The organism is Kordiimonas gwangyangensis DSM 19435 = JCM 12864 (genome assembly GCF_000375545.1).
GTDB lineage: Bacteria > Pseudomonadota > Alphaproteobacteria > Sphingomonadales > Kordiimonadaceae > Kordiimonas > Kordiimonas gwangyangensis.
This window is the reverse complement of the sequence record NZ_AQXF01000005.1, coordinates 31,265-46,689: the sequence shown is the minus strand read 5'-3', so window position 1 is coordinate 46,689 and position 15,425 is coordinate 31,265. Positions and strand designations below refer to the sequence as shown.

Genomic DNA, 15,425 nt, shown 5'->3' with positions numbered 1-15,425 from the left:
ATTATCCTATGCTCTGCTGTCAGGGGCGCTATGGTTCTTTGTCAGGAATGCATTGACGGCACGTTCCAGATTGACTGGGTTGCGGGCCACTGCAGTTGCGCCATTTTTTTTGAGAAAGTCGCCAAAGTCGTTGCCTTGGTCCGCGACGAGGATATGACATTGGCCCTCAATGTCGCGGGCGTTCAGGTATCCCGGAATTTTGCCTTTATCGGGCAGGCCAGACGGTATTTCCGCCACCCAGTAAGAGACGCGTTCGACAAAATCATCCGGGCTGCTGTTGTTCTTGAGTTCGCCTCTTTCCATGATGATCAGGCGGTCGGCAACACGCTCGATCTCCTCCATCTGGTGGGAGCAGTATATGATGGTGGTGTTGGCCTCGGTCTCGGTGAACATGAGGGCCTCAAGGAACGATTGCCGCGCGACCACATCAAGGCCGAGCGTGGGTTCATCAAGGATCAACAGGTCAGGTGACTGAGCCAGCGCCATGGAAAGGTTAAGCCCGGCCCGCTCCCCGCGGGAGAGGCCGGCCACCTTCTGGTTCTGGTCAACGTCGAAGTAGCCAATGACGCTTTCAAACGTTTTCTGGTTCCATTTGGGATAAAAGGCGCGCTGGTGTGCTGTAATTTCCTTGGCTTTCATCCACAGCGGCAGCGTATGTTCCTCATTCACATATCCTACGCGGCCGCGGATTTCAGGCTGCAGGGTACGGCAGTCAGCGCCCAGAAGCCGCGCTGTGCCGGATGTTGGGGTAGATACCCCAAGAAGTAGGCGAAAGAGCGTCGATTTACCCGCGCCGTTGCTGCCTACAATCGCGTGGATGCCGCCCTGTTCAATGGTCAGGGTGAAATCCTTGAGTGCCAGTTTTTTGCCGAACCTTTTTGTCAGGTCGTTTGTTTCTATGCAGTTTTGCATTGTGCTGTCCTCAATCTCTGTCGTCGGTGCCGGGGGCACCATCCAGTTTGGTGAGCGCTTTTTGCACTTCACGCAGGATTTCCTCGCTCCCGAAGTCCAGGTACGCGACCTCGTTCACAAGGTTATCCACGGCTGATTTCAGCCTCTTTTGTTGCTCTTCCTCGCTCAGCAGCTGTCGTGGCTCGGACACAAAAAGGCCGAGGCCTTGGCGGGGCTCCACAAGCCCCTGCGCAGTCAGCTCGTTATATGCCTTGGCGACGGTATTGGCGTTGATCATCAACTGCATGGCAAGGCCGCGCACACTTGGCAGTTTGGTGCCCACGGGAAGCCCGCCCGTGGCGATTTCCATGCGAACACCGTCGACGATCTGCTTGAAGATGGGCCGGCTGTCACCGGTCACTATTTGTATCTTCACGTTACTGACGCTCATTTGACATTCTCGAATCACTGTACTGTGTGTAGTAGTACAGTGCATACAGGAGGGGTGCCGTCAAGAGCGCTTGTTTAAGATGCTGATATGAAATGGAAATTTGGCAAATTATTCGCGAGTTGAGCGCGTAAAGGCATAGTACACTCAGCGGGATGGGTGCGGGTGTACCACGGTGCGAATCGAAAAATTCTGTGCGGATTTACGGGTAAGGACAGGCGCAATTTGACGAGGCCCAACACCCTTAAACGCACGAGGAATGCTAAGCGGAAAATATTTCTTAAAAAATCTCCGCTAAGGTGAAAAATAGCCAGAATTGTGCCGTTTCTCGCGCTTTCTTCTTGCCTGATCACTGGTCCCATCACTAGGCTTTTCACCAAGTGAGGAGTGACCGCATGACCCGCGAGGCCGAGAGCCCGGCATCACCAACGCATGATGAACACCTTTCCCAAAGCCACGAGGGAGAGAATGGTGCTGCGCGTCAGGAGGTGGTCGAAAACCTCTTTCGGGAACATAATCAGGCGCTGCTCGCATTCCTGCGTGCGCGGCTGGCCAGCGATCAGGCAGCCCGCGACGTGGCACAGGAAGCCTATGTGAAGCTGTTGCAACTGGACCGCCCGCAGGAAATCAGCTTCCTTCGGGCGTATCTTTATAAAATCGCGGCAAATCTGGCGACCGACCACCGGCGTCGTCAAAAAACGCGGGACAAGGTAGCCGCCGAAACGGCGCTGTTTGAATTCGCCTATGCCGAGACCCAATTTCGAGCGCTTGAAGGCAAACAGGCCCTCGACATCATAAAAAAGGCGGTGGCGGAGCTTCCGCCCGTGTGCAGACAAGCGTTTATTCTAAGTAGGGTCAAGGGGTGGTCCAGTAGCCGTATCGGCGAGCATCTGGGCACAACCGATCGCACAGTGCGCAACTACCTGGCCCGGGCGCTTGAGCATATTCAGCTAAGGCTGACCGATAAAACATCTCTGACGGGGATAGACAATGAGCACCGATAATCGGGCCGAGACAAGAAGGGCAATCTTGCAGCAGGAAGCCAGGGAATGGTTTGTCCGCCTGCAGGATGACGACGTGCAGGTGGAGGAGATCGCCGCGTGGCAAGCGTGGCTGACGGCTGATCCTGCGCATCAGGAAATATACGACGAAGTGGAAGCGCTATGGCTTGCAGTTGCTGACGCAGACCTTGAGGAGCTTCTGGTAGATGGTGAAGCAGTAAACGTTGATGACTATGACGCCAGCATGTCCGTCAGTGACTGGCTGGAAGAGCGGAATACGGCGCAATCGTCAGGAAGCGCGACGGTTGTTGAACTGCCGCGCGCCAAGGTGCCGCTGCGCTGGATGGCGGTCGCAGCCACCCTATTGGTGGCGGTTGGCGTAACCACGCTCTTTAGCGGGCAGGGCAGTGAGCCAGCCGGGCATAGTGCAGAGCTCATAGCTTCCATATCCACGGCGCGCGCGGAACAGCGAACTGCGAAACTTTTTGATGGCTCGCAGATCGAACTGGGCGGTGCCAGCAAGGTTGCGGTGGACTTCACCGGACCCAACCGCCTGGTGCGCCTGACGCAAGGCGAAGCCTATTTTGATGTGGCGCCAAATCCGGACCAGCCATTTGTGGTGGAAACACCCTACGGCAATGTGACCGCTGTGGGCACCGCCTTCAATATCCGTCTTGTGAAAGACAGGTTTGTTGTAACCGTCACTGAAGGCAAGATTGATGTGGACCCTGTGCGCGAAACGGCAGAGCCGCAAAAGATCCGGGTTGAAGCAGGCTCCGCGCTCGCGCTTGACGATCGTACAGATGCCGCGCAGGACAGCGTGAAGCCCGCAGTGCCGGTTTCATGGCGTGATGGCTGGCTCACCTACCGGAGCGAGCCCCTTGAATATGTGGTTGAGGATATCAACCGCTATTCGGAAGTCAGGATTGAGCTTATTGGCTCAAACCTCAAAGGGCTTTCCTACTCAGGTTCCATGGACCTCGCGTCCGTTGAGGACTGGGTCTCGGCCCTGCCGGTCATCTTTCCCGTACAGATCGACCACCGGGATGGCGGCCTTATCCGTATTTTGCCCGCGTCATAGAGCGCGGGTGAACTTTTTTTGACATTCCTTTTCCGCTTGCCTGGTCTCGTGCGTTTCAGGACTGTAACGCGCTACGGGGGTGGCGCTTGGTTTGATGCGCACAGGGGAGCATTTACTGTGAAATACGAATTGTTTGGGGCATGCGCCGTTTCAGCCATCATGGTGGCAACCGCACCCGTTTATGCCCAGTCACTGAATGAAGTTGTCGCCTTTGATATCGCTGCGCAGTCGCTTGAAGATGCACTGATTGCCTTTTCCGAACAGTCCGGCGTGCAGGTGCTCGCTTCCGGTGATCTGATCTCCGGCAAGGCGACAAAAGGCCTCAAGCGCTCAGTCGCGGCGTCAGCGGGTCTCGCGGAAATTCTGAAAGGCACGGGCCTTAGCTATCAGGCACGTGGCAACAACACGGTGTCGATCATCGTGGCGCGCGCGGTACAAGCTGGCACGCGGGAGCGTGGCGATTACGCTGGCGAAAAAAGCGCTGGCGCTGCTGATAGCTCTCAGGAGGGGCCTAGTCAGAGCGAGAGCTCAAATCCCACGGTAGAACCCAGCGCGCGCAAGGGCGTGAATGAAATTGACATGACCATCCGTGAGGAGATCGTGGTCACAGGCAGTAGCATTCGTGGTGTTATCCCGGAAAGTTCCCCGCTCGAGATTTACGGGCGGGACGAATTTGCCAACCTTGGTGTCACCACCGTTGACCAACTTCTGCGCAATATCCCACAGAACCTGAGCCTGAACTCGCCCGTGGGCTCCAACACGCTTGGGCGCGCAACAAACGCGCGGGCCATCAATGCGCCCGATCTTCGCGGCTTGGGGCCAGGTGCCACGCTCACCCTCATGAATGGGCGGCGCCTGCCGCTTGCGAATGTGGGACGTGCGTCTGACACTTCCCTTATTCCCCTTGGTGCGATTGAACGTGTTGAGGTGCTCACGGACGGTGCATCCTCCATCTACGGTGCGGACGCTGTGGGCGGCGTGATCAACTTTGTGCTGCGCGATGATTATGAAGGGGCCGAAACCTCGGCCAGTTACACGACGCGCAGTGACGGCGGTTACACTATCATGCAGCTTGACCAGACGGTTGGCACAAGCTGGGACACTGGCGGTATCGTCGCAGCATTTTCCTTTCAGGATAGCGGCCCTTTTGTTGCGGCTGACGCTGACTGGGCAAATGCTGACATAACCACGCTTGCGCCCGATGATGAGCGTTATGCTGGCTTTGTATCACTGCACCAGAGCATCGGCTCCCGCGTTGAGGTATTCGCCGACGCGCTTTATTCCAGCCGTAAAACTGCGCTTGCTACCCGTGAGGAGCCGTTCGAGACCAACTATTTCAGCGAAACCGAAAGCGACCAGCTGGTGGGTACGCTGGGGTTCAGCGTTGACCTTGTAGACGATATCCGCTTCGAGGCCGTTGGCACATACGGCAAGCTGAATGACACATTGCACTATGACAGCGTTCTCGACAGCGGCGGTGGCTATTCTGGATCGAGCGCCAACGATTTCAAAACGCTCGAGCTGTCCAGCAAAATCGACGGCACGCTTTTCAGCTTCAACGGCAATGATGTGATGTTCGCGGTCGGTGGCGGCTACCTGCGCCAGCGTATGATCCGCCCACCCGTATATGATGCGGCGCGTGAAACCAAATACGGCTTTGCCGAGGTGCAGTTGCCGCTCATTGGCAAGCACCAGAACATCCCGATGATCGAGAAGCTGGAGCTGAATATTTCCGGCCGCTATACGGACACAGATGATTTTGGCAACAGCTTTGATCCCAAGATTGGCCTGTGGTGGCGCATGAACAGCGATATCGCTGTCCGCGGTACCTGGAGCCAGGCGTTCCGCGCCCCGCAGATTGATCAACTCATCCCACTCGAATCCTTCTATGAGATTTTGCCGGTAGTCTCGGGTGTCGGTAGTTTCCCCGACCCGTTCTCGCCAGATCAGTCGACCGTCTATTTCGCAGTGCCGGATGTGACCAACCCGAATTTGGGGCCTGAGCGCTCAACGGCTTTCACAGTGGGTTTCGACTATACGCCTGAAGCCATTGATGGGCTCAAAGTGTCGGCAACCTACTATCACATCAGCTATACCGACCGGGTGGCAATGCCGCCGGACGCGCTGACGATCGCGCTGACACCGGAACTATACCCGGAGCTGATCAGTGACGATGTAAGCGTGAGTGTGATCGAAGATATCCTGACCAACGCCTATGCAATCATCGACTACCGGGATTTCGGTTTCTATACCGAGTTTGACGCCGCCGAGATCGCAAATGACGTGACACACATCATCTATAACGGTCTCACCAACATCTCGGCCCAGAAGACATCCGGCATCGATGCGAGCATCGACTATAACACTCAGGTTGGTGACTGGATGGTTTCTGCGGGTACGACGTTCGTCTACATGCTCAAGAACGAAGAGGTCACCACACCCAGTGCGCCGGTGATCAAGCGGCTGGATACCATCAGCTATCCCGTTGACCTGCGCGGCCGTGCCTACTTTGGTGTGGCACGTGACGGTTGGTCTGGCCGCGTGATGGCCAACTATGTGGACAGCTATTGGAACACGGCGATTTCGCCAGAAGAGAAGATCGATAGCTGGACCACCTTTGATGTGGTGGCCTCCTACAGCTTCCCGGAATCAGATGGCGGCTTCCTTGGCGGCATGCGCCTTGGCTTGACGGTGCGCAATATCTTCAATTCAGACCCGCCATTCGCGCGACCGGCTGACCAGTTCGGTTTCGGCGCCAACTACGGCGTGCCCTACGACCCCTCAAACCATGACCCATATGGCCGCCAGTTTGTGCTGTCGCTGACCAAAACATGGTGATGTGGGAAGTCCAACAAGGAGCGAAGGTGATGAACAGCAAGTCACTGAAACGAACTCTCTCCGCAGGCCTTTGTGCCGTTGCCGTGGCGTCCGCCGCGGCAGCAGCGCCGGAGGAAATGCCCGACTGGGCGGTGGAAGTCATACAGGTGAAAAACGGCAGCAAGCCGCTTGATGCTGGTGCCAAAGACACTGGCCCACAGGGCCGGTGGTTCGAGCAGGAAGAAAAAGGCCACGCAGCCCCCATCTTCCATGACTGGGACGGTGACGGCCTGAAGGATCTGATCGTCGGTGGCTTTGCTGGCAGGTTCCGGGTGTTCAAGAATATCGGCACCGCCGATACACCAGCATTTGACGGCTATGAGTGGCTTGAGGCGGGCAGCGAAGTTGCGCATATCCGCAACTTCTGCTGTGTCGCGGCAGGCCCGCGTATGGTGGATATCAACGACGACGGGATCGATGATCTTGTCGCAGGCACCTATTCGCCAGGGCTCATCTACTGGTTCGAAGGCAGCAAGGATGGCCTCAAGCCCCGGCAGGTGCTCACGGATTGGGATGGTATCCCGGTGGTCACGCGCCTCGCGGACCTACCGAACGCTTCTTATCTCGCCTATGGCGCCAAGCCCGCTTGGATGGATTGGGACGCAGATGGTGACCCGGATCTTATCATCGGTAATTCCCACGGTGATCTGGTGCTCAGGCGCAACCATGGTCCCGCAAGCTTTGAAGGCATCACGCCCGTCTCGGGTCAGCCTGTGTTCGATAGCTTCGCTTGGTCGGAGGCTTATAGCCAGATCGATCTTTTCACCAAGATCGAAGACGAGGGCGGTGCACTCAAGAATGAGGAATACCTGTCGCCGACCGTCGCTGACTGGGACGGTGACGGGCTTGAAGACCTGATTATTGGGGTGCAGTCCGGCGCGGTGTATTTCGTCAAGAATATCGGCGAAGAGGGCGAGCCCACATTTGCGGCGCCGGTTCAACTGCTCGGGCCGCGGGCGGGCGGCGAATTTCCGCCACACCAACTGGTGAATGAAGGCGATATGGTCCAGCGCGGCAGCCGTATCTCCGTTGAGGTGACCGACTATAATGGCGACGGCAAGCCGGACCTGATGCTGGGTGACTATGCGCTCAGTCTTGTCCTCAAGCCGGGGCTCACGAGCGCGGATATGAAAGCGATTGAGGACATAAAAGTACGCCTCGTCGCGCTTGATAAACGCGCTGGGCTGAACCCGCCCTATGATCCGCTTAGGGACAGGGTAAAAAGCGCCTTCGTCTATTATGAGAACAAGGAACTGGCCGCGGAGTTGCGTGCGCTTGAGGGCGAACTGCTTCCCTACCTTGTGCCAATAAAAGATGAGCACCAGGACCGTTTGATTGCTTACGAAAGGCTGCATGGACATGTTTGGGTTTATATCCGCCGCTAGGCAACAATACCGCGTTCTGGTGGCCGTGGCCGCGACGCTCCTGCTTGCGGGAGGTGTGTATGCACAGAACTTTACCTTTTCGCAGGACGGCGAAGACGTAGTCGTTGCCCGCGCGGGTGAGGTGAGTGAGGTCTCGTTCACGCTGTCACTTGAATCACCGTGGTATATCTATGCCCCAACTGGCATCAATGAAGATCAGGGGCTTATTGAAACCCGTCTTGTGATGCGCCCGAACAAGGATATCCAGTTCGCTGATGCGGTGTTCCCACCGGCAGAGAGTTTTGGCACCTACGATGTTCTACGCGGTAGCGGCAATGTGGTCACACAGCCTTTTCGTGTCAGGCCACGCACACCCGCCGGGGACTATTCGGTGAAGGGTTTCGTCGAATATCAGACCTGTGACGGCACCATATGCCTGCCGCCCAACAGGGCCTCGGTCAAATTCACCGTACGCGTAGTGGAATAAAATGCACCAACTTCGTCTCATGATTGCCGGGCTGGCACTAGCAGCCTGTGGCCTTCTGCTTGCCCACCCGGCATCTGTGATGGCCGATGATGTGCCGCCTGTGGAGGCTGCGCTCCTCTTCACACAATCGGGCATCGCGCCCGACGGTAGTGTTGAAGCTCTCGTCCGGTTACGACACCAGAGCGGCTGGCATACTTTCTGGCAAAACCCAGGGGAAGGGGAAGCCACCAAGATCGACGTGAAGGCGGACCCTGAGGTGAAGGTGGGCGCTGTTCGTTGGCCGCTGCCTGAGCGCATCACCTCGGAGGACAATAAGGTTATCGGGCACGGCTATACAGGAGAGGTTTACCTCCCAGTACTTCTCTCCGCCGCGCCCGGTATGGCGGTGGGGCAGAGTGTGCAGGTGCATGTTAATGTCAGTTGGCTTGCCTGCAAGGCGCAGGACTGCGTTGAAGGCGACACGGCACTATCGGCGGCCTTGCCCGTTGTCGAGAAACCAGCTGCCACGCCAGCAGCCGAAGGGGCGAATGCGCAAATTTTTGCCGAGGCTCCGGTGGGGTGGCAACTGTCCGCGCACCGTGAGGGCAAGCTGGCGGTGCTTGAAATGCGCGCTCCGTCGCCTATCGCGGAGCCGCAATTCTTTCCGCTTACGGAAATGATATGGCATGATGCTGCGCACCAATACGGTGTGAACGGCAATGCCCTTAAAATTGCCATGCCGCTTGATGACTTTTTTAGCGGCGACGATAGCCTCCTGCAGGGGGTCGTGGCCTACCGGGATGAGGCGGGGGTGCAGAAGGCCGTTCAGGTTTCAGTGCCGCTCCTTGATGCGCCGCTTGAGGTGACGCCCGCCCCAATCGGTTCGTCATTTCAGTTTCTGCTGCTTGCTTTCCTGGGCGGCCTGATCCTGAATCTGATGCCCTGCGTCTTGCCGGTTCTGTCGCTCAAAGCCTTGTCGCTCGCCAAAATGGGCGGGCAGGGTGGAGGCCTCGCGCGTGCGGATGGTCTCGCCTATACCGCCGGTGTGGTGCTCAGCTTTGTCGCGGTGGGTGGTGTCCTCCTCCTCGCCCGTGCGACTTTGGGTGAAGTTGGCTGGGGCTTCCACTTGCAGCAACCTCTGGTCATCTTCTCGCTTGCGCTTCTTATGGTCGCCGTCGGCCTCAATCTCTCGGGCCTGTTTGAAATGGGCACTTCACTGCAGAGCCTTGGTGGCATAGGTGCGCAGCCGAATGGGCAAATGGGCTCGTTCTTCACTGGTGTGCTTGCGGTTGTCGTCGCCGCGCCCTGCACGGCGCCCTTTATGGCCTCAGCCCTTGGCGCGGCTTTGGTGCTGCCAGCACCCGCCGCCCTTGGTATCTTTGCCGCTCTCGGCCTTGGTCTTGCGTTTCCCTACCTCCTCCTGTGTTTCGTTCCGATAACGCGCCGTATGCTGCCAAAGCCCGGCGCATGGATGGAAACATTCCGGCAGTTTCTCGCCTTTCCCATGTACGCCACTGCAATCTGGCTTCTTTGGGTGCTGGGTGGCCAGAACGGGCATGGCGGTATGCTGATCGGATTGTCAGGGTGTCTCTTGCTTGCCTTCAGCCTGTGGGCATGGGGGAGGGGGCGGCTTGTCTGGAAACTGTGTGCCGGGGGGGCGGTTGTTGTGATTGTTGGGCTGGCTTTCATGTTGGCAACGATCCAGCCGATGGAGGTCGAAGGGCGGCGAAGTGATCCGCTGTCATCCGAGCCATATTCTGCCGCACGCCTCGAAGCGCTTCTCTCAGAAGGCCGCCCGGTCTTCGCCTATTTCACCGCTGACTGGTGCGTGACCTGCAAGGTGAATGAGCGTGTTGCAATCAACCGCGCCGAGACTGCCAGCTTTTTTGAAGCTCAGGGCATTGTGGTGCTGGTGGGGGACTGGACACGGCAAGACCCGGCTATCACAAAAATGCTGGAAACCTATGGCCGCGCAGGGGTGCCGATGTATCTGTACTTCCCGTCGGGTGCGACGGTGGCTGGTGCAAAAATCCTCCCGCAGATTCTGACACCAGCCATCATCCAGGCGTCGATTGTCCCGCGACCTTAATTCGGTCCGATCCATCCGTTAGATGATGTGGCCGCGACGAACCTTTGGCATATTCGATCTGTTCAGTGTGATGGCTGCGCTAAGAAAAACGACGCTAAAAATGTCTGAAAACTTCTGGACAGAATTACCGTCATTTTCTGCCTTTTGGGCTTTCTTAAGCTAGGCGGTTTGGGGAGGGGTAGGGGGCGAATTTCGATATTTGTTTTCTCTCGGCATAACCGGACTTCTGCGATTTTGCTATCCGCCAAGGATCTTCCCTCGATGGGACCAAATCTGTTCAAATCAGTCCACGCTCCAGACGTCGGCTCTCATGGAATCTGAGCGTATTTTCACGTTGATGGGATTTTTCACTCCCTCGCCCCCAAGGCTGGCATTCCTCTACTGGCTGCCAAAGTGCGGGTGGAGCAGGCGGGAACGGGCGATGTCCACTTGTGGGAATATTCGGGAAATTGGGCTCCAACAGGAGGTATCTGCCACGTTACTCCGTTGTACCTTTGGTAGGCAAAGGAGTATGCAGTGCGGACTAATCTTCTTTTCAAGATACTAATACTTGCAGCAATGTGTTGGGTGCCGACTGCAGCGGCTGATACGGACTTCTATCCAACGCTGGAGAACGAGAAACAGTATAGTGAATACTGGGAACAACAGTATTTGTTCGATAGTGGCGCTCTTCTGACGAGCCAATTCCTGATCGCCAACTTACCCATAAGCGAGCATCACGGTATGGTTGTCGCGACATTGAAGCTGCCAGAGCGCGAAACAATTGTTGTCAAGAATGGTCGAAACAGGGAGGGCTGGAGTTACAATCAGGCATCCCGAGGGCTTGGTATCTTTCAGCACAAGATTTGGCCAGAAAATGACGCCTATCTGATGCGGCTGAAAAATACCGCAGCTGAGGTAGATGCTGCTATTTCAATCGTCCCCGACACCGCCGTTATAATGCCTGAAGGTAACGCCTATGGCCTCCCGAACATTACCCTCTATGCTGCACCAGCCATCGCGTTCGGGCGTTGGCGGGCTGGCCCAGAAATAGGGGGGGAGGGTAGCGAAGGCGACTGGGTTCGCCTCGGTTTAGGGGTAGGGTATGGACTTCATGTGCGCCAGAGTAGGGCTCCAAATGCCGTGATCAAACGGTGGCAAAAATTTATACCCATAGAAAATTCATCAGCCACAGTCCCGATATTGAACTTTTTCGAATTTTGGGACGGCCGCACAGTGGCCGTAGTATTGCTTCATCAGGAAAAAAGCGGTTGGTTGCGACAGGTATTAGAATGTTCGACCGCTACAGAGATAGCGGACGCGTCTGTAACATGCAGCAATGATGAAACATCCATCGAGGGAAGCTTCGGTACAGCCATGCAAATCGAAGAGTTCAATCTGCAGGATGAACTCAATGTCCTTGAAAAAATGGCTGCTGGTTCTCTGGCGGACATTTCTCGGACGCGAGCAAAGGTGCCATACCAACTGAGAATAAAAATTGATCAGGATGACCTGGATTTGCAGGGGGAGGCGCTTGTGGAGGACAATGAATTCAAGGCATATGATGAGGGGCAGCGAAAAAAACGGCGCCGCCGCTAAATGGTATCCAGCCGCATGCGAATGTGTTCATGATTGGTCATGTTTGCGCCAGGACCTCAAAATTTCCGCTCCAGATATATTCCAATTGTACGCGGTCTTGGTGGCGTGACCTGGTTGTTTCTGGAGACCGTAAAAGGATTGCCGTAGGAAAAGGTATTGGCTCGGCTGTCAGTTAAATTGTCGGCGTAGAGGCCGACTTTCCAGATCGTATTCGAGAGCTCAAGGCGCGCGTTTACGATGCTGTAGTCTCCCATTCTGGCACTGTTTTCTTCGTCAAACGTGATGACAGAGTCCCCGGTAAAGCTGTATGTCGCGCTCACCGTTGCAAGCCAGTTGCTATTGACGTCAAACTGATACAAAGCTGCGAGGCTGGCGGTGGGCTCGGGGATGGCAGGAAGTCTGTCACCAGGCTCAGCGCCGAGTGACGAGTTCCCGCTTAGCAGCTTGCTGTCATTCCAAAACAACGTGCCGCTGACTTCCAGTCCAGGAATGGGCCGGGCAGAGAATTCAACTTCAAATCCCAGGTTCCGTGCATCGCCCACGTTGGTGACATAAGGCAAGCCAGAGTAACCAAGTTGATCAGACTGGATATTGAGCCAGCTGATATAAAATGCGGCAAAATTGAGGGACAGGTCTCTGTTGAACCAATAGGATTTGAGACCGACTTCGTAATTGAGCAGTTCGTCTGATCGCAATTCCACAGGCTCGAAATCGTCACTTTGATGACTGCCCGCGTCAGGCCTTGCAAACACTTCGTAAGGAGAGAGAATGTTGAAACCGCCTTCTCTGTATCCCATGCTGATCTGTGCGTAAGTCTGAATATCCTCTGACCATTGATAGCGTGCCGCGATCCTCGGGATGAGTTTTGTAGTGGCTTTTCGTTTTTCGTGGGCTTGTGGTTCTTCAGCAAGTGCAAACTCAGATGTATAGTCGAGTGCAATGGTGTTGCGGGCATATCGGATACCCGCTGTGACGCTGAACTTACTGTTGACAAGATATGTGGCTTCACCAAAAAGCGCCACGTCATCAGCTTTCTCTACCCGCCCTTCAGCGAGAATTATGCCCGGAATGCCGTTTTCTGTCGCTGCCAACATCAATCTATCACTACTGCTCGTGCTGTGAAGGTAATAGAGGCCCGCAAGCCACTCAAATTGAGAGCCCCCGCTTGATTGCAGCCTGGTTTCATGCCCGAACGTGTTTATGTCTTCGCGTGTGAAGTAGCCCAAGGTTCCCGCTTGCGCATCGCCCAGAAAATCATGACCGTCCCCGATCTCAACCAGGTTGCCGGGAAGATATTCATCCGAGGAAAGGTTTTTCAACTGCTCGGCGAATGGCAAGCCCTCTGTCGCATCAAAGGTTTCGCTTAACGTACGGTCGACAAACGACGTAGCACTCGTGAGCTGGAGTGAACCCATTTTGCCTTTAAGAGTGACGGCGCCATGCACGAAGTTGTCGCCATAAGGTTCTGATAGTTGCAAGGAGCGCTTATTGCGCCCCAGTTCCTCAAAATAATACTGGCTGTCGTCATAGCGAATAGCCTGCAAATTTATGGATGTATCCAGTACCCAGGCGTTGTTGATTTGCCACCGGACACTTGGCCGAATTCCGTAGATATCCAGGTCGTTCAGGTCTTCAAGCCCGCGCACTACATCGTCGATATAGCCGCCGCGCATGTGGCCATAACCGGATATGCGAACTCCTAGCTTGTCAGTCTTGAGCGGGGTGTTGAAGACCACATCAATGTTTCCGTTATGCCCGCCTTTCTTGGTGATGCCAACGCCCAACCTCGCCTTACCGAAGGTATCGTTCAGCACCGGTTTCGCTGAAACCACGCGGTAAAGACCACCGAGCGATCCCGATCCATAAAGCGTGCCCTGTGGTCCTCGCATCAGTTCAACGCGTTCTACGTCAAACAACCGAATGTCAGGGTTGGTGTCACTGAAATTGATGGGGGTGTCGTCGAGATAGACACCGACCATGGTTGTCGTGCGGTCCGCATACGGGCCGTCAGACAGCCCGCGAATAAAAATCTTGTTGCGTCCCGGGCCCAGGTTGGTGGTCGAAACACCTGCAAGGTGAGCGGAAAGAGATTGCAGGTCATAGGTGCCCAAGTCTTCCAAAACCAGCGACGAGACACCGGAGACACTTGCAGGTAGCCCAAAGCTTGTTTCTGGCCTCTTGGTGGCGGTGACGACCAGGTCTTCCACATAGCCGGGTCGTTCGTCGTTCACCTCGAGCTCGGAAACGTCCATTTTTTTTACCGTGTTCTGTTCAGGCTTAAAAATCTGCACAGAACTTGTTGTAATGAAGCGGAAAGAGAACCCGGTGTCTTTTAAAATTGATCTTAAAGAGGCTTCTTTGGAAAGATTTCCAGATGTGCCAATTGATTGCACCGCCCCAAGATTGAGGCCCGAGAAACTGATGGATACCTTCGCCTCTTCAGCGAACGTATATAGGACAGTATCCAGCGGTCCTGCTGGAATTTCATAAGACTTGATCTGGACGAGCGCCTGAGCAGATGACGGCGCGAGTACACAATTTGCGGTTAGCAACGCCGCTATGGCTACGGATGTTTGCACAGGTTAGTCTCGTGCTTCATCCAACCAATAGCCGTTACTATCTTTTCGCACAGTGAGATCGAGGAATGCAGCGAGACTTGCCAGCATTTCTTCGAGATCAGATACAACCAACGATCCGGAGAAGCGTTTTGACGCGAGACCCTGATCCTCAATTCTAATTGAGGTGTCCGGGAACATAATTTGAAGTTTCTCCACAACGGTTGCCAGCGGTTCATCTTGGAAAGCGATCGAACCGCTCGTCCAAAAGCCTATCATTTCAACAGGGGTAGACTGAATTTCAGGGATGTTCTGACCTTGGCGGTAGAGCGCGATGGTGCCCGGTTCAATGAGCAAGGGGGCTTGTTGGGCAAGCTCTGGGTTCGGCGAGGACGATACCGCTACGAGCCCCTCATTCACCGCAACCCGGTCGAAATTCTCCCCCTTGATGACTTCAAAACGTGTGCCGACCACCCGGACCTTTCGCGAGCCAAGGTCTACGGTAAACGGCCGGCTCGAATCTGAGACAACGCTGAAAAAACCACGCCCACGCAGCAGATCAACGTTTCGTCCCGCGGAGTTTATGCGCACGCTGATACTGCTACCAGCAAACAGCGTAACCCGGGAACCGTCGGCCAGCTTCACGTTCCGCACATCTCCGGCATCGGCAGAGTATATCTGCTCAGATACCTGTGTATCGTAGAATGAGCTGCTGGGAAAAATTACCACAAAGAGGAGGGCCGCAACGGCCGCAAGCCCTGTTGCAAGTTGAGGCCATCCCCAACCGGACCAAAACGGCTTGTCGTGAACAGTCTTTGCCGGGGGAGCCAAGTCCTTTGCAAAGGCTGTACGTAGTTGTGTTTCGTACGAAGAGATATTTCGCATAGACATAGCAACCTGCTCGTACGCGAGTGGATGTGAAGGGTCCTCCAGCAGCCACTCCATATGTGCTGCATGGTCTGCCTCAGAGGCATCGCCCGTGCTCAACAGAGCATACCATTCTGAGGCACGCTCAATCGTTGCAGGGGTTATATGTCGGTCTTCGTTCGACATCCCACTTACTCTTTCATTCACC

11 protein-coding genes are annotated in these 15,425 nt (G+C 55.5%); 7 read left to right on the top strand and 4 right to left on the bottom strand.

What is annotated here, in order from left to right; all coding sequences use genetic code 11:
- Positions 1-6: 6 nt before the first annotated feature.
- The gene (locus B150_RS0114260) at positions 7-912 is read right to left on the bottom strand and encodes an ABC transporter ATP-binding protein (RefSeq protein ID WP_025895929.1); all 906 of its coding nucleotides are present in this window, start codon (positions 910-912) and stop codon (positions 7-9) included.
- Positions 913-922: 10 nt separating this feature from the next.
- Entirely contained in the window at positions 923-1,342 is a 420-nt protein-coding gene (locus B150_RS0114255) for a GntR family transcriptional regulator (protein WP_035920693.1), read from the bottom strand.
- A 392-nt stretch (positions 1,343-1,734) separates the two neighbouring features.
- Between B150_RS0114255 and B150_RS21235 the strand changes: the two genes are divergently transcribed.
- The 7 genes from B150_RS21235 to B150_RS0114220 all read left to right on the top strand — a co-directional run bounded on the left by B150_RS21235 (position 1,735) and on the right by B150_RS0114220 (position 11,795).
- The gene (locus B150_RS21235; RefSeq protein WP_020400612.1) at positions 1,735-2,343 is read left to right on the top strand and encodes an RNA polymerase sigma factor; all 609 of its coding nucleotides are present in this window, start codon (positions 1,735-1,737) and stop codon (positions 2,341-2,343) included.
- Positions 2,330-3,421 (top strand): FecR family protein, encoded by a 1,092-nt coding sequence (locus B150_RS0114245; RefSeq protein WP_081611471.1) that lies wholly within the window; start codon positions 2,330-2,332, stop codon positions 3,419-3,421. Before B150_RS21235 ends, B150_RS0114245 begins: the two co-directional genes overlap by 14 nt.
- A gap of 117 nt (positions 3,422-3,538) precedes the next feature.
- Positions 3,539-6,259 (top strand): TonB-dependent receptor, encoded by a 2,721-nt coding sequence (locus tag B150_RS0114240; RefSeq protein ID WP_020400610.1) that lies wholly within the window; start codon positions 3,539-3,541, stop codon positions 6,257-6,259.
- A gap of 29 nt (positions 6,260-6,288) precedes the next feature.
- Entirely contained in the window at positions 6,289-7,683 is a 1,395-nt protein-coding gene (locus B150_RS0114235; protein WP_020400609.1) for an FG-GAP repeat domain-containing protein, read from the top strand.
- Positions 7,658-8,149, top strand: coding sequence for a hypothetical protein (locus B150_RS0114230; protein ID WP_155860085.1), 492 nt, complete (start codon positions 7,658-7,660; stop codon positions 8,147-8,149). The genes B150_RS0114235 and B150_RS0114230 overlap by 26 nt, the downstream gene beginning before the upstream one ends.
- A gap of 1 nt (position 8,150) precedes the next feature.
- Positions 8,151-10,217, top strand: a complete 2,067-nt coding sequence (locus tag B150_RS21230; protein ID WP_040565484.1) for a protein-disulfide reductase DsbD family protein — start codon at positions 8,151-8,153, stop codon at positions 10,215-10,217.
- A gap of 516 nt (positions 10,218-10,733) precedes the next feature.
- Positions 10,734-11,795: a hypothetical protein gene (locus B150_RS0114220; RefSeq protein ID WP_020400606.1), complete on the top strand. Its 1,062-nt coding sequence runs from the start codon at positions 10,734-10,736 to the stop codon at positions 11,793-11,795.
- Between the two features lie 56 nt (positions 11,796-11,851).
- On the opposite strand, the gene B150_RS0114215 is transcribed toward B150_RS0114220, so the two are convergent.
- A complete protein-coding gene (locus B150_RS0114215; protein WP_155860084.1) occupies positions 11,852-14,374 on the bottom strand; it encodes a TonB-dependent receptor in 2,523 nt (840 codons plus the stop codon).
- Between the two features lie 3 nt (positions 14,375-14,377).
- Positions 14,378-15,403 carry a FecR family protein gene (locus B150_RS22555; RefSeq protein ID WP_020400604.1) on the bottom strand — a complete coding sequence of 342 codons (1,026 nt, stop codon included), beginning with the start codon at positions 15,401-15,403 and terminating at the stop codon, positions 14,378-14,380.
- Positions 15,404-15,425 lie beyond the last annotated feature (22 nt).

What these genes read in the sequence shown, in the direction of transcription:
- B150_RS0114260 (WP_025895929.1), bottom strand. Translation starts at nt 912, where the DNA reads ATGCAAAACTGCATAGAAACAAACGACCTGACAAAAAGGTTCGGCAAA.
- B150_RS0114245 (WP_081611471.1), top strand. Translation starts at nt 2,330, where the DNA reads ATGAGCACCGATAATCGGGCCGAGACAAGAAGGGCAATCTTGCAGCAG.
- B150_RS0114230 (WP_155860085.1), top strand. Translation starts at nt 7,658, where the DNA reads ATGTTTGGGTTTATATCCGCCGCTAGGCAACAATACCGCGTTCTGGTG.
- B150_RS0114235 (WP_020400609.1), top strand. Translation starts at nt 6,289, where the DNA reads ATGAACAGCAAGTCACTGAAACGAACTCTCTCCGCAGGCCTTTGTGCC.
- B150_RS22555 (WP_020400604.1), bottom strand. Translation starts at nt 15,403, where the DNA reads ATGTCGAACGAAGACCGACATATAACCCCTGCAACGATTGAGCGTGCC.
- B150_RS0114255 (WP_035920693.1), bottom strand. Translation starts at nt 1,342, where the DNA reads ATGAGCGTCAGTAACGTGAAGATACAAATAGTGACCGGTGACAGCCGG.
- B150_RS21230 (WP_040565484.1), top strand. Translation starts at nt 8,151, where the DNA reads ATGCACCAACTTCGTCTCATGATTGCCGGGCTGGCACTAGCAGCCTGT.
- B150_RS21235 (WP_020400612.1), top strand. Translation starts at nt 1,735, where the DNA reads ATGACCCGCGAGGCCGAGAGCCCGGCATCACCAACGCATGATGAACAC.